The 19326-nt window shown below is 56.6% G+C and carries 13 protein-coding genes; 5 read left to right on the top strand and 8 right to left on the bottom strand.

All coding sequences use genetic code 11. The features are described from left to right. The first annotated feature begins 61 nt into the window (after positions 1 to 61). A complete protein-coding gene (locus IB212_RS07205) occupies positions 62 to 1318 on the top strand; it encodes a DUF1479 domain-containing protein (protein ID WP_188245761.1) in 1257 nt (418 codons plus the stop codon). Here the strand turns inward: IB212_RS07205 and IB212_RS07200 are convergent. Next, complete coding sequence (locus IB212_RS07200) at positions 1315 to 2388, bottom strand: LacI family DNA-binding transcriptional regulator (RefSeq protein WP_060572581.1); 1074 nt, start codon at positions 2386 to 2388, stop codon at positions 1315 to 1317. The two genes, IB212_RS07205 and IB212_RS07200, sit on opposite strands and share 4 nt — an antisense overlap. A gap of 288 nt (positions 2389 to 2676) precedes the next feature. Between IB212_RS07200 and IB212_RS07195 the strand changes: the two genes are divergently transcribed. Both IB212_RS07195 and IB212_RS07190 read left to right on the top strand, forming a co-directional pair. Beyond that, entirely contained in the window at positions 2677 to 3978 is a 1302-nt protein-coding gene (locus tag IB212_RS07195) for an MFS transporter (RefSeq protein ID WP_059357997.1), read from the top strand. Positions 3979 to 3995: 17 nt separating this feature from the next. Then, positions 3996 to 6359 carry a TIM-barrel domain-containing protein gene (locus tag IB212_RS07190; RefSeq protein ID WP_188245762.1) on the top strand — a complete coding sequence of 788 codons (2364 nt, stop codon included), beginning with the start codon at positions 3996 to 3998 and terminating at the stop codon, positions 6357 to 6359. Between the two features lie 187 nt (positions 6360 to 6546). Here the strand turns inward: IB212_RS07190 and IB212_RS07185 are convergent, their stop codons facing one another. Then, positions 6547 to 8142: an ABC-F family ATPase gene (locus IB212_RS07185; protein WP_041910703.1), complete on the bottom strand. Its 1596-nt coding sequence runs from the start codon at positions 8140 to 8142 to the stop codon at positions 6547 to 6549. A 222-nt stretch (positions 8143 to 8364) separates the two neighbouring features. On the opposite strand from IB212_RS07185, the gene ldtB reads away from it, so the two are divergent. After that, entirely contained in the window at positions 8365 to 9285 is a 921-nt protein-coding gene (gene ldtB, locus IB212_RS07180) for a L,D-transpeptidase (protein ID WP_008501186.1), read from the top strand. Positions 9286 to 9326: 41 nt separating this feature from the next. Here the strand turns inward: ldtB and IB212_RS07175 are convergent, their stop codons facing one another. From IB212_RS07175 to IB212_RS07150, 6 genes are all read right to left on the bottom strand, one after another. Further along, on the bottom strand, positions 9327 to 10043 hold the full coding sequence (locus tag IB212_RS07175) for a GntR family transcriptional regulator (protein ID WP_025912880.1): 717 nt from the start codon (positions 10041 to 10043) through the stop codon (positions 9327 to 9329). A 15-nt stretch (positions 10044 to 10058) separates the two neighbouring features. Then, positions 10059 to 11381, bottom strand: a complete 1323-nt coding sequence (locus IB212_RS07170; protein WP_188245763.1) for a PTS sugar transporter subunit IIC — start codon at positions 11379 to 11381, stop codon at positions 10059 to 10061. Positions 11382 to 11432: 51 nt separating this feature from the next. Beyond that, positions 11433 to 12809 carry a glycoside hydrolase family 1 protein gene (locus IB212_RS07165; RefSeq protein WP_041910707.1) on the bottom strand — a complete coding sequence of 459 codons (1377 nt, stop codon included), beginning with the start codon at positions 12807 to 12809 and terminating at the stop codon, positions 11433 to 11435. A 184-nt stretch (positions 12810 to 12993) separates the two neighbouring features. Next, positions 12994 to 14364: a TolC family protein gene (locus IB212_RS07160; RefSeq protein WP_041910708.1), complete on the bottom strand. Its 1371-nt coding sequence runs from the start codon at positions 14362 to 14364 to the stop codon at positions 12994 to 12996. A 3-nt stretch (positions 14365 to 14367) separates the two neighbouring features. Next, complete coding sequence (locus tag IB212_RS07155; protein ID WP_023296167.1) at positions 14368 to 16308, bottom strand: MacB family efflux pump subunit; 1941 nt, start codon at positions 16306 to 16308, stop codon at positions 14368 to 14370. After that, positions 16305 to 17492 carry an efflux RND transporter periplasmic adaptor subunit gene (locus tag IB212_RS07150; RefSeq protein WP_023303343.1) on the bottom strand — a complete coding sequence of 396 codons (1188 nt, stop codon included), beginning with the start codon at positions 17490 to 17492 and terminating at the stop codon, positions 16305 to 16307. The genes IB212_RS07155 and IB212_RS07150 overlap by 4 nt, the downstream gene beginning before the upstream one ends. A gap of 670 nt (positions 17493 to 18162) precedes the next feature. Between IB212_RS07150 and iroB the strand changes: the two genes are divergently transcribed. After that, entirely contained in the window at positions 18163 to 19278 is a 1116-nt protein-coding gene (gene iroB, locus IB212_RS07145) for a salmochelin biosynthesis C-glycosyltransferase IroB (RefSeq protein WP_017384908.1), read from the top strand. Positions 19279 to 19326 lie beyond the last annotated feature (48 nt).

Below are 19326 nucleotides of genomic sequence, written 5' to 3'. Positions count from 1 at the left end.
TTTTAACTTAAAGTATCACTTGTAGACATTTTTACTTTCGAATGAAAGATGCGAGGCAGTTATGACCTTTACCAGTGAAACCTTGCCAGCGGACCACAAAGCGGCAATCCGTCAGTTAAAACGTGAGTTACGCGCGCAGATCGGCGACGTGCAGGCGGTGTTCGACAAGCTCAGCGATAAAATCGCCACCCGCGTGGCGGAGATCAACGCCCTGAAAAATAAAGGCGAATCCGTCTGGCCGGTGATTCCGTTTGCCGATGTGAAAAACGGCACGATTACCGACGCTCAGCGCGAGGCCGTTAAGCGCCGCGGCTGCGCGGTGATTAAAGGTCACTTCCCCCGCGAGCAGGCGCTGGCGTGGGATCGGTCGATGCTCGACTACCTCGATCTGAACAAGTTTGACGAGGTATACAAAGGGCCGGGCGACAACTTCTTCGGCACCTTAACCGCCTCCCGTCCGGAGATTTACCCGATCTACTGGTCCCAGGCGCAAATGCAGGCGCGCCAGAGTGAAGCGATGGCGCAGGTGCAGTCGTTCCTGAACCGTTTATGGACATTCGAGAGCAACGGCAAGCAGTGGTTTAACCCTGACGTGAGCGTGATTTACCCGGACCGCATCCGCCGTCGTCCGCCGGGAACCACTTCAAAAGGGCTGGGGGCGCATACCGATTCCGGCGCGCTGGAGCGCTGGCTGCTGCCGGCTTACCAGCAGGTGTTTGCCCGCGTGTTTGACGGCAACGTCGAGAAATACGATCCGTGGAACGCCGCGCACCGTACTGAAGTGGAAGAATACACCGTGGATAACACCACCAAGTGCTCGGTGTTCCGCACCTTCCAGGGCTGGACGGCGCTGTCGGACATGATCCCCGGCCAGGGGCTGCTGCACGTGGTGCCGATCCCGGAAGCAATGGCCTACATTCTGCTGCGTCCGCTGCTGGACGACGTGCCGGAAGACGAACTCTGCGGCGTGGCGCCGGGGCGCGTGCTGCCGATTTCCGAGAAGTGGCACCCGCTGCTTGTCGAAGCATTGACCAGCATTCCGGCGCTGGAAGCCGGTGATTCCGTGTGGTGGCACTGCGACGTGATCCACTCCGTCGCGCCGGTGGAAAATCAGCAGGGCTGGGGCAACGTGATGTACATCCCCGCCGCGCCAATGTGCGAGAAAAACCTCGCCTATGCGAAAAAGGTCAAGGAAGCGCTGGAAACCGGCGCGTCGCCGGGAGACTTCCCGCGCGAGGATTATGAAAAAAGCTGGCAGGGCCGCTTTACCGTGAACGATCTCAATATCCACGGCAAGCACGCGCTGGGCATGGCTTAACTGTCGTACAGCCCTTCCCGCTCCACGGCGGTGCGTCGTTTCCCCTGACGTATCCGCCGTACCGATTCCCGCACGGCCAGCGTGCCGTTCAGCAGCAATGTTCCTGACGGCGCGTCCGGGCGCATCAGCCGCTGCTGGAGCATATGCACCGCTTCCGTTCCCAGCTCGTCGCGGGGAACATGCACCGCCGTTAAGGGCACATCCTGAATCGCCGCCAGATTAAAGCCGTCAATGCTCATCACCGAGACGTCCTGCGGCACGCGCAGACCGTGATTTTGCAGCGCGCTGATGGTGCCTGCCGCCATAAAGTCCCCGCCTACCAGGAACGCCGTCGGCAGGTCTTTTCCCTTCTGTTGGTTAAGCCACTCGCTCACCAGTTGCTCCGTCTCTCTGGCGCTGAAGCTTGGCACCACCAGCAGGTCGCGCCTGTCGTTAAACCTGAGATTATGGGCGTGCCACGCGTCGCGGATCCCCGCCAGGCGCAGCTCCATGGTGTAGCGACGCAGGCACAGCACGTTCATCACCTCGCGGTGCCCCATCTCGAACAGGTACTCCGCCGCCCGCTCGCCAATCGCACGGTGATCCGGGGCAACGGCAGGCAGGCGCATGCGGCGGTCCCGACAGTTAATCAGCATGCAGGGTTTCCCCACATCCACCGCCAGATCGTGGATATGCGGATCGTCAATACCGAGAAGAATGGCCGCCTGGGTATCCGGCTCGTTCATGCGTGCCAGAAAAATTTGGGCGTCGCTGTCGTTCTCCTCCAGCGCGCAGTAGCGCAGCCGAACCTCGTGCGAGGCAAGCCCTTTGCTCACGCTCTGGATCACGCGGTAGTAAAAGATGTCGGACCGCTCGTCGAAGGCACGCTGAGGGGCAAAAACCACCAGGCTGTTAAGCAGCAGACGCCCCGCCGCCATGCCGTCCATCACCCCCAGCTCCCGCGCGCACGCCAGCACCTTAGCCCGCGCCTTTTCGCTGGTATTCGCTTTGCCTGCCAGCACACGGGAAACCGTACTGATGGAGAGCTGGGTACGGGCGGCGATTTCGGTGATTTTTAGCCTTTTGTCCATTTTGTGATCTGGCTCCATTTGCGAAATGAAAAAATTTTCATAGCGTATTCATCAGGCAATAACTGACATAAAGACCATCATGCCAGAGGGTTTACGTCAGTTATGAGAAATTTTGCACAAAATCCACTTTTGCCCTCTCATTTTCTTCCCTAAGGTGAACTTGTCACACAGCTTCCATACTAGTTGTATAGCAACTTAAGCATTCTAAGCGGATAGAAATCAAAGGCATAACAATCTGTGTGACACCTGAACCTCCGTCCCCTTACCGTCCGTCTTGTGGAGAGTAAAATGAGTCAGGACATCAATAACACCGTTGCGACAAGCAAAACACGTCGCGTCATTAAGAATTTGCGCTGGTACGTGCTGGTGCTGTTTTTACTTGGCGTCACCGTTAACTACATCACCCGTAACTCACTGGGGATCCTCGCCCCGGAACTGAAAGAGAGCCTCGGGATCACCACCGAGCAGTACTCCTGGATAGTCGGCGCGTTTCAGATCGCCTACACCATTTTCCAGCCCCTGTGCGGCTGGCTGATTGACGTTATCGGCCTGAAGATTGGCTTTATGGTCTGCGCCGGGATCTGGGCGTTGATGTGTATCTTCCACGCGGGCGCCGGAAGCTGGCTGCACCTGGCGATTCTGCGCTTCTTTATGGGCGCTTCCGAAGCTGCCGCCACGCCAGCGAATGCCAAAACCATCGGCGAATGGTTCCCGAAATCAGAACGTCCCGTTGCCGCCGGCTGGGCAGGCGTGGGCTTCTCCATCGGCGCGATGCTGGCTCCGCCTATCATCTACTTTGCTCACGCGTCGTTCGGCTGGCAGGGCGCGTTTATGTTTACCGGCGTGCTGGCGCTGCTGTGGGTGCTCCTCTGGTGGGCGTTCTACCACAACCCGGAACAGCACCCGAACCTGAGCCGCGACGAGCTGGCGTTTATCAAACAGGATAACGAACCCGCACCGGTCAAGCTGCCCTTCCTGACCGCGCTGAAAACCGTCTCGAAAAACAAACGCTTCTACGGTATCGCCATCCCGGCCTTTATGGCAGAACCCGCCTGGGCGGTGCTGAGCTTCTGGGTGCCGCTGTACCTCGCTAAAGAGCACGGCATGGACCTGAAGCAGATTGCGATGTTTGCCTGGCTGCCCTTCCTCGCCGCCGACCTCGGCAGCGTGGCAAGCGGCTACCTGACGCGCCTGTACACCCGCTGGTTCGGCTGCTCCCGCGTGAACTCGGTGGTGGCAAGCTCCGTCACCGGCGCGTTTCTGATGATTTCTCTGGCCATCGTCGCCGTGACCCGCGACCCGTATATCACCATCGTACTGATCTCCATCGGCGGCTTCGGGCACCAGATTATCTCCTGCATGCTGAGTGCCCTGGTCGTGGAGTCGTTTGACAAAGGCCAGATGGCAACCGTCAACGGCATGCGCGGCTCGGCGGCGTGGATCGCCAGCTTCCTGTTCTCGCTATTAATCGGGGTGACCGCCGACAAAATCGGCTTCAACCCGCTCTTTATTGCCATGGGCTTCTTTGACCTGATTGGCGCTCTCTTCCTGGTAGCATTTATTGCTGAACGTCGCGCCAAGCGCGCCTGATAGTGGATGTATTGCATATGAAAACCCTGAAAAACTGGACCGTCGATAAGCAGTCTGCGAATCATCTGGAGCTGCTGGTGGATAATCAGCACCGCCTGTGCCTGTATGTGCTGGAACAAAACCTGTTCCGCGTGCTGATTAAGCGCAAAGGCGAGCTGGCGCTGGACCGCACCTGGAGCATCGCGCCGGAACAGGACGTGCCGTGGGAAGGCCGCCATCGTGACGACTTGAGCGGTTTCTCCTGCCCGGCCTGGACCCTGACGCAGCAGGATGACGCAGTGACGGTGGCAACCGAGCAGCTGCGCGTGACCGTCCACCAGCCCCTGTGGCTGGAGTGGCACTACCGTAATGATGCGGGCGAATGGCAGCCGCTGGTCCAGGATCGCCCGACCAGCGCCTACCTGCTGAACGCCCACGGCGATGGCGTGGCGCACTATCTCAGCCGCCGCAAGGACGAGCGTTTTTACGGCCTGGGCGAGAAAGCGGGCGATCTGCAGCGCAACGGCAAGCGCTACGAGATGCGCAACCTGGACGCCATGGGCTATAACGCCGCCAGCACCGATCCGCTTTATAAGCACATTCCGTTTACCCTCACCCGCCGCGATGACGTGAGCTACGGCCTGTTCTACGACAACCTGAGCAGCTGCTGGCTGGATCTGGGCAACGAGATCGACAACTATCACACCGCCTATCGCCGCTGGCAGGCAGAAGCGGGCGACATCGACTACTACCTCTTTACCGGCGCGCGCGCGCTGGACGTCACCAAAGCCTTTGTGCGCCTGACCGGGAAAACGCTGTTTGGGCCGAAGTGGAGCCTGGGCTACAGCGGCTCGACCATGCACTACACCGACGCACCGGACGCGCAAAACCAGCTGATGAACTTCATCCGCCTGTGCGAAGAGCACGCCATTCCGTGCGATTCGTTCCAGCTCTCGTCCGGCTATACCTCCATCAACGGCAAGCGCTACGTCTTCAACTGGAACTACGACAAGGTGCCGCAGCCGAAGGCGATGAGCCAGGCCTTCCACGACGCGGGACTGAAGCTTGCGGCCAACATCAAGCCGTGCCTGCTGCAGGATCATCCCCGCTATAACGAAGTGGCGGAGAGCGGCCTGTTCATTCGTGATTCAGAAACCGATGCACCGGAACGTTCCAGCTTCTGGGATGACGAAGGCTCGCACCTCGACTTTACCAACCCGCAGACGGTGCAGTGGTGGCAGAACGGCGTGACCACGCAGCTGCTGGAGATGGGTATCGACTCCACCTGGAACGACAACAACGAGTATGAAGTGTGGGACGGGGAAGCCCGCTGCTTTGGCTTCGGCAAGGAGATCGCCATCAAGCACATTCGCCCGGTGATGCCGCTGCTGATGATGCGCGCCTCGCTGGAAGCGCAGCAGCGCTTTGCGCCGGAAAAACGCCCGTATCTGATCTCCCGCTCCGGCTGCGCCGGGATGCAGCGCTACGTTCAGACCTGGAGCGGCGACAACCGCACTAACTGGGACACCCTGCGCTATAACATCCGCATGGGGCTGGGCATGAGCCTGTCCGGATTATTCAACGTCGGTCACGACGTCGGCGGTTTCTCCGGCGACAAGCCGGACGCCGAGCTGTTCGTGCGCTGGGTGCAGAACGGGGTGATGCATCCGCGCTTTACCATTCACTCGTGGAACGATGACCACACGGTGAACGAGTCGTGGATGTATCCGGGCGTCACGCCTGCCATTCGCGGCGCGATTGAGCTGCGCTACCGCCTGCTGCCGTATCTCTACACCCTGCTCTGGCAGGCGCACGCCGACGACGAGCCGATGCTGCGCCCTACCTTCCTCGACCACGAGCACGACGCGCAGACCTTCGAAGAGTGCGATGACTTCCTGCTGGGCCGCGACCTGCTGGTCGCCAGCGTCGTCGAAGCCGGGCAGCGCGAGCGCCGCGTCTGGCTGCCGGATAACGAAACGGGCTGGTACGATTTTTACACCCACGCGTGGTATGCGGGCGGGCAATCCATCGTCCTTGATGCGCCGCTGGAAAAACTGCCGTTGCTGGTGCGCGCCGGGGCCGGTCTGCCGCTTAGCGAGCGCATCACGCATGTGAGTGCTGAAAAAGATACGACCCGCGAGCTGAAGCTGTTCCCGGTTAAAGGCGTCGGCACAACCACGGGGCTGCTGTTTGAGGACGACGGTGAAAGCTGGGGCTATCAGAAGGGCAATGCGCTGTGGGTGGAATGGGAAATGGAGTGTGATGGCGCAACCATCAACCTGAAGGTCAACGCGCGCGGGGATTATCGTCCTGCGTGGAAGGCGCTGAAGGTGTCGTTACCGGCGGGGGAAAAACGTACGCTGCGGGTGAATGGGGTTGAAGGGAGCGAGTGGGTGATGTAGTGCGGCCTGATGCCCTCACCCTAACCCTCTCCCACTGGGAGAGGGAATAAAGGCACGACGCCTTTCCCTAAGTATTTCGCGCTGCAGGAAGGCGGCAAACCTGTGAATCCCCGGGAGCTTACATAAGTAAGTGACCGGGGTGAACAGGTGAAGCCAACGCATCTGCAGCGTGAAAGACGACGGGAAATTAGCCGTCGATACCTTTACTGCGCAGATAATCTTCGTAGTTACCGGTGAAGTCCACCACGCGCTCTGGCGTAATTTCGATCACGCGGGTCGCCAGCGAGCTGACGAACTCACGGTCGTGAGAGACGAAGATCAGGGTGCCCTGATACATCTCCAGCGCCATGTTCAGCGATTCGATCGATTCCATGTCCAGGTGGTTGGTCGGTTCGTCCATCACCAGAATGTTCGGTTTTTCCATCATCAGCTTGCCGAAGAGCATGCGGCCTTTTTCACCACCGGAGAGCACTTTGGCCGGCTTTTTGATGTCGTCCTGGCTGAACAGCAGACGCCCCAGAATGCTGCGCACCGCCTGCTCGTCGTCGCCTTCCTGCTTCCACTGGCTCATCCAGTCGAAGACGGTCAGGTCATTTTCGAACTCGTACTCATGATCCTGCGCGTAGTAGCCAATCTGCGCGTTCTCGGACCACTTCACGGTGCCGTTGTCCGGCTGCAGTTCACCCACCAGGGTTTTCAGCAGGGTAGATTTACCCACGCCGTTAGCGCCCAGAATGGCAATCTTCTCACCCACTTCCAGCAGCAGGTTGAAGTTTTTAAACAGCGGGCCTTCATCAAAGCCTTTGGTAAGCGCCTCAACTTCCAGCGCGTTACGGAACAGCTTCTTGTCCTGCTCAAAGCGAATGAACGGGTTCTGACGGCTGGAGGCCTTCACTTCTTCCAACTTAATTTTGTCGATCTGACGGGCACGCGATGTTGCCTGACGGGATTTAGAGGCGTTGGCGCTGAAGCGGCTCACGAAGGATTGCAGGTCCGCAATCTGCGCTTTCTTCTTGGCGTTGTCGGCAAGCAGACGTTCACGCGCCTGGGTGGCTGCCGTCATGTACTCGTCGTAGTTGCCCGGATATACGCGCAGCTCACCGTAGTCCAGATCCGCCATGTGCGTACAGACCATGTTCAGGAAGTGACGGTCGTGCGAGATGATGATCATGGTGCTGTCGCGGTCGTTCAGCGTCTGCTCCAGCCAGCGGATGGTATCGATGTCCAGGTTGTTCGTTGGTTCGTCGAGCAGCAGGATGTCCGGGTTAGAGAACAGCGCCTGCGCCAGCAGCACGCGCAGCTTCCAGCCTGGCGCGACTTCGCTCATCGGGCCGTAATGCTGTTCAACCGGAATGCCGACGCCCAGCAGCAACTCGCCCGCACGCGCTTCCGCGGAGTAGCCGTCCATTTCGCCGTACTGGGTTTCCAGGTCGGCCACTTTATAGCCGTCTTCTTCGCTCATTTCGGCGAGACCGTAGATACGATCGCGCTCTTGCTTCACTTCCCACAGCTCCGCGTGCCCCATGATCACGGTGTCGAGCACGGTGAACTCTTCGAAGGCGAACTGATCCTGACGCAGCTTACCGATACGCTCGTTCGGATCGAGCGACACGTTGCCCAGCGTCGGCTCTAAATCGCCGCCGAGGATCTTCATAAAGGTGGATTTTCCGCTACCGTTGGCACCAATCAGGCCGTAACGGTTGCCGCCGCCAAATTTGACGGAAATGTTTTCGAACAGCGGCTTACTGCCAAACTGCATAGTGACGTTGCTGGTAACTAACACGGAGAGATTCCTGCGAAAAGTGTGATAAACACGGCATTATGCCACAATTCCGAATTGAGATCCCGTGTTGCGGCAATCCACTAAACTTTAACAAAATCGAAAAAAATGTGATTTCGTACACATCTGAATTCCCTGTTAGCGGGAATGCACATATAATGCGCTCCCATCACAGATTCAGACTTATCAACTCATCGCCTGAATGGCTTAGATACCTCGCACAACATGAACATGAAATTAACAACGCTTTTTGCGGCGGCGTTAGCCGTAGTAGGTTTTTGTAAGACCGCGTCTGCGGTGACGTATCCCCTGCCGACAGACGGAAGCCGTCTGGTGGGTCAAAACCAGGTGGTGACGGTGCCTGAGGGTAACTCTCAGCCGCTGGAGTATTTCGCCGCGCAGTACCAGCTGGGCCTGTCCAACATGCTGGAAGCGAACCCGGGCGTTGACCCGTATCTGCCAAAAGCAGGTACCGTGCTGAATATTCCTCAGCAGCTGATCCTGCCGGATACCGTTCATGAAGGCATCGTGATTAACAGCGCCGAAATGCGTCTGTATTACTACCCGAAAGGCACCAACACCGTTATCGTGCTGCCAATCGGTATCGGCCAGCTGGGCAAAGACACCCCGCTGAACTGGACCACCAAAGTAGAGCGTAAGAAAGCGGGCCCAACCTGGACGCCGACGGCTAAAATGCACGCGGAATACATCGCTGCGGGCGAACCGCTGCCCGCCGTTGTGCCGGCCGGCCCGGATAACCCGATGGGCCTGTACGCGCTGTACATTGGTCGTCTGTACGCCATCCACGGCACCAACGCCAACTTCGGTATCGGCCTGCGCGTGAGCCACGGCTGCGTACGCCTGCGTAACGACGACATCAAGTTCCTGTTCGAGAACGTGCCGGTTGGTACGCGCGTACAGTTCATCAACGAACCGGTGAAAGCGACGTCTGAGCCAGACGGCAGCCGCTACATCGAAGTGCACAACCCGCTCTCCACCAGCGAAGACCAGATCAACAACAACGAGATCGTGCCGATTACGCTGAACAGCGCGGTGCAGTCAGTGACCTCTCAGCCAGACGTGGAAACCACCATCGTCGACCAGGCGATTCAGAACCGTTCGGGTATGCCGGTGCGTCTGAATTAATCACGCGTATTAAAAAAGCGGGCTTCGAGGCCCGCTTTTTTTTATCCGTTATTCACGATAACAATCCCGCCGTGGTCGTAGCGATAGTGGCAGTGGGCATACTCCAGCGGCGTGCCATCTTCCAGATAAATGACCTGCTCCACCTCCAGCACCGGATCGGTTTCCTCACAGACCAGATGCTCTCTGTCCAGCGCGCTGGGCTTTAGCGCCCGCACGACCCGGTATGACCCCATAATTTTCAGCCCCAGGGTTTCCTGAACGTACTGAAACACTGACCCTTCAAGGTGGTTTTTCGTCAGGCCCGGCACCAGATTCATCGGCATCACCGTGGAATCCAGCGACATCGGTTCGCCGTTCAGTAGACGCAGGCGAATGAAGTCGTAGATCGGCGCATCGGCGTTAATCATCAGCGACGCCTGCTCTTTTTCGTTCGGGAAGCGCAGTTCGAAATGCACCACCTGGCTCGTCACCGTACCCAGATGCGCCCAGGTTTTGGTCGCGCCAAAGTAGTCGCTGCCGGAGAGATCCCACTGCGAGAGCTGGAGGAAGTTTTTGCGGATGAACGTCCCCTGCCCCTGACGGGTGTAGACCAGCCCTTCGACGATCAGCTGGCGCATCGCCTGCTGAATAGTCATCCGGCTGGTACTGAACTCCGCCGCCAGTGCAAACTGATCCGGCAGGGGTTCGTTGGCGGCGTACTGCTGGCTGATAATGCGTTTCTTAATTTCCCGCGCTATGGTGATGTACTTCGCCGCCATCGTCCTTCCTTTCTGTTAGTTTTCTATCCCGCTGTTTTTCAAGGCCACTCGCTCGGCAATTTTGAGGAAAGGCAGGTAGAAGAATACACCAAATACGATGATTGCCAACTGGACCACCACGGCACGCCAGTCCCCCGCCGTCGCCAGCCAGGCGCTGAGGATCGGCGGCGTGGTCCACGGGATCATCACCACGCAGCGGGACATTAACCCCAGCGTGGTGCAGAGCCAGGCGAAGTAAATGCTGATGGCGGGCAGCAGCACAAACGGGATCATCAGCGGCAGGTTAAAGACGATCGGCAGGCCGAAAATCACCGGCTCGTTGATGTTGAATAAGCCAGGTGCCAGCGACAGACGCGCCACCTGCTTCGCCGATTGTTGCCGCGAGAAGATAAAGATGGCGATCAGCAGCGAGATCGTGCTGCCCGTGCCGCCCACCATGCCAAACGTCGGCACGAAAATATTGTTGATGATGTGCGGGATCGGCTGTCCGTTGGCGAAGGCCAGCATGTTCTCGTTGGTGTTAATCAGCAGAAACGGCTCCAGCACCACGCTGTTGACCACCGACTGATGAATGCCGAGCGTGAACAGGAAGTTGCCGAAGCTGTAGATGAAAATCGTCCCCGGCAGGCTGGTATTGATCAGCCGCAGCGGCTGCTGGATAAAGGTCGTAATGAGATGGATCAGATCCGTATGCAGCACGTTTGCCAGGATCGCCGCCAGCACCGCGAACAGGGAGAGCGTGAGGATCGTCGGGATCAGCGCGGTAAAGGATTTGCTCACCGCCGGGGGCACGTTTTCCCCCAGCGAAATGTGCAGCGCCTTCAGCCGCGAAATGGCGATGAACAGCTCGGTGGAGAGCAGCCCAATCAGCACCCCGGCGAAAATCCCGGTGGAGCCGATATTGGCGAACGTCAGCACCTGCGTCACGCTGACCGCAGCGTCGCTGCCAACGGGCGTAACCTGTAAGCGCATCGGCATCATGATGATAAAGCTGCTGACGGCGATAACCACTGCCGAGACCGGATTGTCGAAATCTTTGTTGCGCGCCAGCGACCAGGCAATCATCGGCGCCAGCAGCAGCGCGGCGATGTTCAGCGTGCCGTTAATAATCCCCTCGCCCCATACCTTAAACTGCGCGAGCGTATCGCCGTGAAAAATCCACGGAAACACCACGTTATTCACCAGCACCGCCAGACCAGCGAGGATGAAAATCGGCATCACCGTGGCGAAGGCGTCGCGCAGGGATCGCAGGTGCACCTGGTTTGCCAGGCGCGCCGAGAACTCAACAAATTTGTCGACAAAAGACTGCATGTGCGGTGTTATTTTTGCTTCAGACATAGCGGAGTGTTCCCATCAATCAGTCACAAAAACGGCCCGGCAGCGTACGGCTTACATCTCGCGTCCGTTGGTATGGATAACCTGTTTTAACCACGCGTAGCTCTTCTTCGGCACGCGCTTAAGGTCTTTCAGGTCGTGATTCTCGCGGTTGACATAGACCACGCCGTAGCGCTTACGCATGTCACCCTGCGAGCTGAGAATGTCAATTAACCCCCAGCCGAGATAGCCAATGACCTCTGCGCCATCCTCGAATATGGCTTCCTTCATGGCCTCGATATGCGCCCGGTGGTAGTCGATGCGGTAGGTGTCCTCAATCGGGTTAACCCCGTCCCAGGACTCAATCACCCCAATACCGTTTTCAATCGGGAAGACCGGCATGCGCCAGTCGTTGGCATAACGCGTGATGATGGTGCGAAAACCGAGCGGGTCGATCTGCCAGTTCCACTCGGTGGCTTTCAGGTAGGGGTTATTTTTCTCACCGTGCAGCAGGTAATAGTTGACCGGCGTGCCTTCCGGGATCGCATCGCTATCCAGCGTTTTGCTGGCGTAGTAGCTGAAGGCCATAAAGTCGTTTTTCGTGCGGGCAAACAGCGCGAGATCGTCTGCGCGGTAGATATCGCCGAAGCCCTCCTGCTCTACCACCGCCATCACCGCCGGGCTGTAGCCCTGGCCTGCAAAGACGCGCAGCAGGTTCTGGTTGAGGAATTCGTCGTACTGCTGGGCGCAGAAGATATCGCGCGGCTTGCAGGTGGCCGGATAAATCAGCTGGTGCGCCAGCATGCCGCCCATTAGCTGACCCGGTTTTGTCTGGTGCAGGTATTCGGTCAGCGACATGTGCGCCACCATCGCATGGTGCTGAAGCTCATACAGCTCGCGCAGGGTTTTCTCGCCTTTCATATAGCCGGAAATGCGGAACGCTTCCGGCATATGGAAGATGTTCTGCTCGTTAAAGGTCAGCCAGTACTTTACCCGGTCGCCGAAGCAGTCGATCATCTTTTTGCCGTAGCGGATAAAAGCCTCCACCACGCGGCGATCGTTGAAGCCGTTATACTCCTGCGCCAGCGCCAGCGGCATGTCGAAGTGGTAGAGGCAGACCATCGGCTCGATGCCGCGGGCGATGAGATCGTCAATAAAGCGGTCGTAAAAGGCGATTCCCTCGTCGTTGAACGCGCCGTCGCCCTGCGGGCAGACGCGGCTCCAGGAGATCTGGAAGCGGTAGCAGTTCATGCCCAGATCCTGCATCAGGTCGAAATCTTCCCGGTAGCGGTGGTAGGAGTCGGTCGCCACCTTCCAGTCGGAGACGTTTTCTCCGGCTTCACGAATGTCGTACACCGACATCCCCTTCCCACCCTCGTTCCAGGCCCCTTCCGTCTGCATGCTGGACACCGAGTTGCCCCATAAGAAGTTGGCTGGCAGTGATTGATTCATGGTTGCCTCCTATATGACTAGTCATTTAAATAATATGACTAGTCATATAGCCGGAGATGAAATTTCGATCAAAGGGGAGGAACGATTTTTGTGAGATGGGTTTGAATAATGACGAGGGATGTCTTGCGAACTGCGCCCTGGCAGCAAGTCATATTGCTGCCAGACGTAAATGAGTCTGCGCAATTCAGGGGAAAGATACCGAACCGCCGAACTCCATATAGATTTTTGCCAGATTATTTAACTGGTTAAAGCGATTTTCATACAGTGCCAGTTCGGCCTGACGGCGTTTCTCCTGAGCATCAAGCCAGAAAGAAATTCGCACCGCGCCCTGGCGATAGCGAACTTCGTTTAACCTCTCTGATTTTTTCGCCAGTTCCAGGCCTTCACGTAGAAGCGTCTCCTGTTCCAGGAGTTGATGACGCAAAGCAAGCGCATCTTCTATGCTACTCATCGCCTTGTAAAGTTCCTGTTTAAACTCCAGAACCCGTTGCTCGTAGTCGTTGCGGGCAATCTTCACGTCCATGCCCCTTTCTCTCCATTCCAGGAACGGCAGGGTCAGGTTTGCTCCAACAGAGCCTACAGGATTTTCCAGGAAGGCCATAAGGCTGCTGCTGCTGGTGCCAAGCGAGCCGGTCAGACTAAACGCTGGATAAAATGCAGTACGCTGGACATCAACGGTGGCCAATGCTTCCCGTACCCGCCACTCTTTAGCGCTGATATCGGGTCGATGCCGCAGCACGTTGACCGGGATCTTTCCACTGACCTGCGGCAGTGGTCCCATTGGTAACGTTTTCGGTTCGACTATCGCGCTGCCCGGCGCGGTTCCAAGCAAAACGGCTTGCTGATTGAGCGCCTGTAAACGTTCATTCTTCAACGCCGCCAGCCTGTTTTCCTGCGAAAGCACGCCCTGCTGAGCATCCACAACATCCAGAGAGGAGGCACCGCCCGCGGCATAGCGCGCGTTAGCCAGGCGCAGCGTCTCTTTTGCATAGTCGATGCTTTGTTGCAGGACAGACAGCTGCTGGTTAATAAAGCCTAAGCGCCAGTAATTATTACTGGCATTTGAAAGCAGCGTCAGGCGTGCAGAACGCAGATCCTCTTCCGAGGCAAAACGTGCCCACGCCTTCGCATCGCGCTGCCGCGCTATTTTGCCCCACAGATCCAGCTCATAGCTGGTATTAATACTGGCAACGCTGCCCCTGCTCCAGTGGGCTGAGCTGTTCAGCTGTTTTTTACCGTCAAGCGCGAGCGAACCTTTTAGTCCCGGATCGTTTGTGATGCCAATCCGCTCTTCTTCCAGGCGGGCGCGATAAACACGCAATACTGCTCCAGCGACATCGTTATTGCGCACCATCACCTGCCGCAGCCAGCCGTCGAGGTCTGGATCGTTAAAGGCCTGCCAGTCGAACGGCATCCTCTCCTCCGCAGCATCCGCCTGATACCAGTTGGCAGGGTATTTCACCTCAGGAGGCTGATAGTCGCTTTTCAGAGAGTCGGCGCAGCCAGCACTAAGCAGGACAGCAAGGCATACCGTTAAAGGGGATAATATTTTCATGGGTTACTCGCTGGCCAGTGAAACGACCGGATCCATCCTTGCTGCCTTGCGGGCAGGGAGATAACCAAAGATCATGCCGATTAAAGTTGAGCAGAAGAATGCGGCAGCAGCGGCCTGCCACGAATAAATGGCGGTGAAAATGCCCCCTGCCAGCGCGGTGAACAGCGCTCCGGCGGCATACGACAGTGCAATACCTAACACTCCGCCTATTAGACATACCAGCACAGCCTCAATCATAAACTGCTGCATGATATCGCCCTGACGCGCACCGACCGCCATTCGTACGCCAATCTCATGGGTCCGTTCCGTGACCGACACCAGCATGATATTCATCACCCCAATGCTGCCGATCATCAGCGAGATGCAGGCCACCATCAGAATCAGGATGCTAAAGGTCATTGAGGTCCGTTCGATTGATTGTCGAATCTGCTCGAAATTATAAAGCTGGAAGTCTTTCACGCCGTGGCGTTGAGTGAGAAGCTGAGAAATAGCGCTGACCGCTGCCTCGTTGGCAACATCATCCTTAAGCCTTACGCTGATGCTGGTCAACACCGGTTTTCCTGTCATTCGATACATCACCGTGCTGTAAGGCATCCAGACGTTAATGCGATTAGGCGCATAGCTTCGGCTGTTCCCTTTGGCGATGCCGACAACCCGTGCAGGCACGGAACCCAGAAAAACGATTTGCCCAAGTGCCTTGAGTCCCGCATCGTCAAATAACGCCTTGCGGGCGTTTTCATCAATGATGACTTCCTGCGAGGCATTTCGATCGTCCTGGAAAGTTGATCCCTGCAACAGTTCAATACCGTTTACGCGAAAATGATCGCGCCCAACGCCATTGATCGTGGCGGTAGCGGATTTACCCAGAAAGCGAATGTTGTCGGAAGCGTTAACTTCGGGGCTGACGCTGTCAACAAACCCCTGCTTTGCTAATGCTTCGGCGTCTGCCGGGACCAGTGTACGAATGGCTTCAGTGCTGTCGTCAAAGAAATCCCTTCCCGGGTAGATGCTCACCACGTTGGTTCCAAGCTCCTTGATATTATCAAGGGTTCGCTGTTTCGCGCCTTCTCCCAGTGCCACCACCGTAACAACCGCGGCGATACCAAAAATAATGCCCGTCATGGTTAACGTCGTGCGCAGGCGATGCGCATTCATCGCTTTTAACGCCATGTGCAGGGATTCACGGGTACGGTCAACAATACTTTGCCACCAGCTTTGCTGAACGCTGTCAGGTCGTTTAAGGGCAACCCCGGAGGTAACACGACTGCCGGTATCAGAAATAATTTCACCGTCACGCAGCTCAATAATACGGTTAGCATGCTGCGCTACCTTCATATCATGTGTAACCATAACCACGGTATGGCCACGCTGATTCAGTTCACTGAGTATTGACAGTACCTCCTGACCGGACTGCGTATCCAGCGCGCCGGTGGGTTCATCCGCCAGAATGATTTCACCGCCGTTAATCAGCGAGCGGGCAATACTCACACGCTGCTGCTGGCCGCCTGAAAGCTCTCCCGGCTTATGATGTTCACGACCTTCCAGCCCGAGTCTTCCAAGCAATGTCGCCGCGCGCAGACGGCGCTTTTCGCGCTCACTGTTGGCATAAATCGCCGGAATTTCAACGTTACTTAACGCGCTCAGGTCGGGCATTAAATGATAACGCTGGAAGATAAAACCGATGTGCTCACGGCGGATCCTTGCCAGATCGTCAGGTGAAAGCTGGGCGGCATTTTGACCGCTGATAAAGTAATCGCCACAATCAGGGACATCGAGACAGCCCATAATATTCATCAGGGTTGACTTACCGGAACCGGAGGCGCCGATGATCGCGACCATCTCCCCAGCAGCGATAGTCAAATCAATCCCTTTAAGCACGGTGAGATCCTGTCCACCGTTCCTGTAGGTGCGGCTGATGCCCTTGAGTTCTATGATATTACTCAAGATACAAACCCTTCCCCGGGCGCTTTTTCACCCGGCTGCGATAACACAACATGTTCCCCGACTTTTACACCGTCCAGGATCTGGATATCCACACTGTTAGTAATGCCGGTTTTGACCTCACGGGTTTCCAGCCGGTTATCACTGGTCAATATCTGCACCTGCTGTTTGTTGCCACTCACCTTGTGCACAGCCTGAATCGGCACCAGTAACGTATTTTTAGCTTCTCCAGCCAGCAAGGTCACCTGTGCTGTCATGGCAATTCGCAGCCGATTTTCTGGATTGGGGACATCCAGCAGCGCGTTGTAGTACACCGAAGCATTTGACGTGCCTGACCCTGAGGCTGAGCTACTGCTGGCAAGGCTATCATCTTTCATAACCGACTCAGGTGCCAGTTCAACGGTACGTAACGTGGCGTCATAATGCTTATCCGGCTCAGAGAAAATGGTGAATCTGGCTTTCTGTCCCGGTGAAATTCGCGTGATATCCGCCTCAGAGATCTGGGCTTTAATTGTCATCACGTCCAGACGTGCGAGTTTGATAATGGTCGGCGCACTTTGGCTGGAGTTAACCGTTTGGCCCTGTTGGGTGACAACGGCAATAACAATGCCGTCCATGGGAGCAACAACTTTTGTATAACCCAAATCGACCTTTTTCTTGTCGACATCAATTTGCGCCTGGACGAGTTTGGCATTCAGTGCCGATAGCTCAGCGCGGGTACTGGCCAGCGTGGTTTCAGCCGTTTCGAAATCTTCTCTCGAGCTGGCATCCTCATTTAACATCTGGCGCTGGCGCTTAAAACGCAATGAGGCTTGCTTCAACTGCGCCTGCTTAGCCTGAAGGTCCGCTTTTACCACGTTGAGAGCAGCTTCTGCGTTGCGTAAATCATTCCGCTGCGGCACGTCATCAATTTCAGCGATGAGCTGCCCTTTAGTGACACGATCGCCTAACTTCACCTTCAGCGACTTAACCTGGCCAGAAACCTGTGCCCCAACGTTGACCCGCTCAATCGCATCAATTCGACCGGTAGCAAGTACGGCGTTTTCAATATCGCCGATGCGTACTGGAGCGGTAACATACTCAGGAACCTCGGGGCTTCTCAGGAAGAAGAACAAGGCGATGCTAAAAATAATTAGCAGAGCCGCAGCACAGGTCATTACGCGTCGGGGAGGGAATTTTGTTAACATTACGCAGGTTTTCCATAACGATAAACAGCAGTGAATCAGGCATCATAGTAACATCGCCAGTATTTACGGGAGGTAAACCCGCGCTATTTGGTGAAGTAGCGTCATCGTAGACCCCCGCCATCAATTACACAGAATCACCAGGTCCGCCTGTAAACCGCCGCAAGCGTGGGATTTTGTGCCTAAATCCACAGAGTCCCCTTTTGCTGAGCCCAACCTGCGATTTTTCCCATAATCGATTCATTGTGCATTAAGTGCTTAATTATAGTTGCAGCTCACGTATGATAATAGTAATTATTATCATTAGCATTTGCACTGATGGTTTATCTGGCAAGGTATACAGAGGTATCAGGAAACAAGCCTCTCCAGGTTTGTTAAACGGTCTCACACTCAACAAATGCATCTGAACACCGCGGCGTGGCAGCACGACGCCGCCTGGGCTGTTCAAAAGGACAACGGCGCGTAAGCGTTAATGGAAGCCGGGACAAGGAATTCCCGATTCACCAGCCTACGTCACGGAATAGTCAGCGACAGGACCGTTCGTAAGGCTGATGAAACTCAAAAAGGACGCAGCGTCTGTCAAAGCAGGCTTAACGAAAATTAACGTCCTGCTGCTGGCATATGACTGCGTCGACTTCCTGATTTAGTTCGTCAAGCGGAGAGGGATTTTCTCATGCGTATTTTGTTTGTAGGCCCGCCTCTCTATGGGCTGCTGTATCCTGTGCTGTCTCTGGCACAGGCGTTTCGCGTTAACGGCCATGAAGTGCTGATCGCCAGCGGAGGAAAATTCGCCCAAAAAGCGGCAGAAGCAGGGCTGGTGGTATTTGACGCCGCACCCGGTTTTGATTCTGAAGCTGACTATCGCCGCCGCGAGGCACAGCGAAAAGAAAGCAACATCGGCACAAAAATGGGCAACTTCTCATTCTTCAGCGAAGAGATGGCCGACCACCTGGTGGAGTTTGCCGGACACTGGCGGCCCGATCTCATCATCTACCCGCCGCTCGGCGTCATCGGGCCTCTGATTGCCGCCAAATACGATATACCGGTCGTAATGCAAACCGTCGGCTTCGGCCATACGCCCTGGCATATCAAAGGCGTAACGCGTTCGCTCGCGGACGCCTATCATCGCCACGGCGTTGGGGCCGCACCGCGCGATATGGCCTGGATCGACGTAACACCACCGAGCATGAGCATTCTTGAAAACGACGGAGAACCCATTATTCCCATGCAGTACGTCCCGTACAACGGCGGCGCGGTGTGGGAACCGTGGTGGGAGAGGACGCCCGACCGTAAACGTCTGCTGGTGAGTCTCGGTACCGTCAAACCGATGGTCGACGGCCTTGACCTGATCGCCTGGGTGATGGATTCCGCCAGTGAAGTCGATGCCGAGATCATCCTGCATCTTTCGGCCAATGCGCGGTCGGATCTGCGCTCACTGCCCTCAAATGTTCGCCTGGTCGACTGGATACCCATGGGAGCCTTCCTGAACGGCGCAGATGGCTTCATTCATCATGGTGGCGCGGGCAATACCCTGACGGCACTGCACGCCGGTATTCCACAGATCGTCTTCGGCCAGGGTGCCGATCGCCCGGTAAATGCCCGCGCTGTTGTCGAACGCGGCTGCGGGATCATCCCCGGCGACGACGGCCTGTCGAGCAGCATGATCAATGCTTTCCTCGACAATCGCGCGCTTCGCGACGCCTCTGAAGAGGTAGCGGCGGAAATGGCAGCGCAACCCTGTCCGAGCGAGGTGGCGAAAAGCCTGATCGCGAGGGTACAGAAAGGGTAGCCACTACGCCGTCATGACGATCATACGCCAGCACGCATCCAGGAGATA

It is taken from the genome of Enterobacter sp. E12 (assembly GCF_014596715.2).
Classification (GTDB): domain Bacteria; phylum Pseudomonadota; class Gammaproteobacteria; order Enterobacterales; family Enterobacteriaceae; genus Enterobacter; species Enterobacter bugandensis.
Note: the sequence above shows the minus strand (reverse complement) of the source record. Positions and strands in the feature narration are given on the sequence as shown.

Coding starts and splice junctions, on each gene's coding strand:
- IB212_RS07205 (WP_188245761.1), top strand. CDS start 62: ATGACCTTTACCAGTGAAACCTTGCCAGCGGACCACAAAGCGGCAATC.
- IB212_RS07200 (WP_060572581.1), bottom strand. CDS start 2,388: ATGGACAAAAGGCTAAAAATCACCGAAATCGCCGCCCGTACCCAGCTC.
- IB212_RS07195 (WP_059357997.1), top strand. CDS start 2,677: ATGAGTCAGGACATCAATAACACCGTTGCGACAAGCAAAACACGTCGC.
- IB212_RS07190 (WP_188245762.1), top strand. CDS start 3,996: ATGAAAACCCTGAAAAACTGGACCGTCGATAAGCAGTCTGCGAATCAT.
- ldtB (WP_008501186.1), top strand. CDS start 8,365: ATGAACATGAAATTAACAACGCTTTTTGCGGCGGCGTTAGCCGTAGTA.
- IB212_RS07175 (WP_025912880.1), bottom strand. CDS start 10,043: ATGGCGGCGAAGTACATCACCATAGCGCGGGAAATTAAGAAACGCATT.
- IB212_RS07170 (WP_188245763.1), bottom strand. CDS start 11,381: ATGTCTGAAGCAAAAATAACACCGCACATGCAGTCTTTTGTCGACAAA.
- IB212_RS07165 (WP_041910707.1), bottom strand. CDS start 12,809: ATGAATCAATCACTGCCAGCCAACTTCTTATGGGGCAACTCGGTGTCC.
- IB212_RS07160 (WP_041910708.1), bottom strand. CDS start 14,364: ATGAAAATATTATCCCCTTTAACGGTATGCCTTGCTGTCCTGCTTAGT.
- IB212_RS07150 (WP_023303343.1), bottom strand. CDS start 17,492: ATGTTAACAAAATTCCCTCCCCGACGCGTAATGACCTGTGCTGCGGCT.
- iroB (WP_017384908.1), top strand. CDS start 18,163: ATGCGTATTTTGTTTGTAGGCCCGCCTCTCTATGGGCTGCTGTATCCT.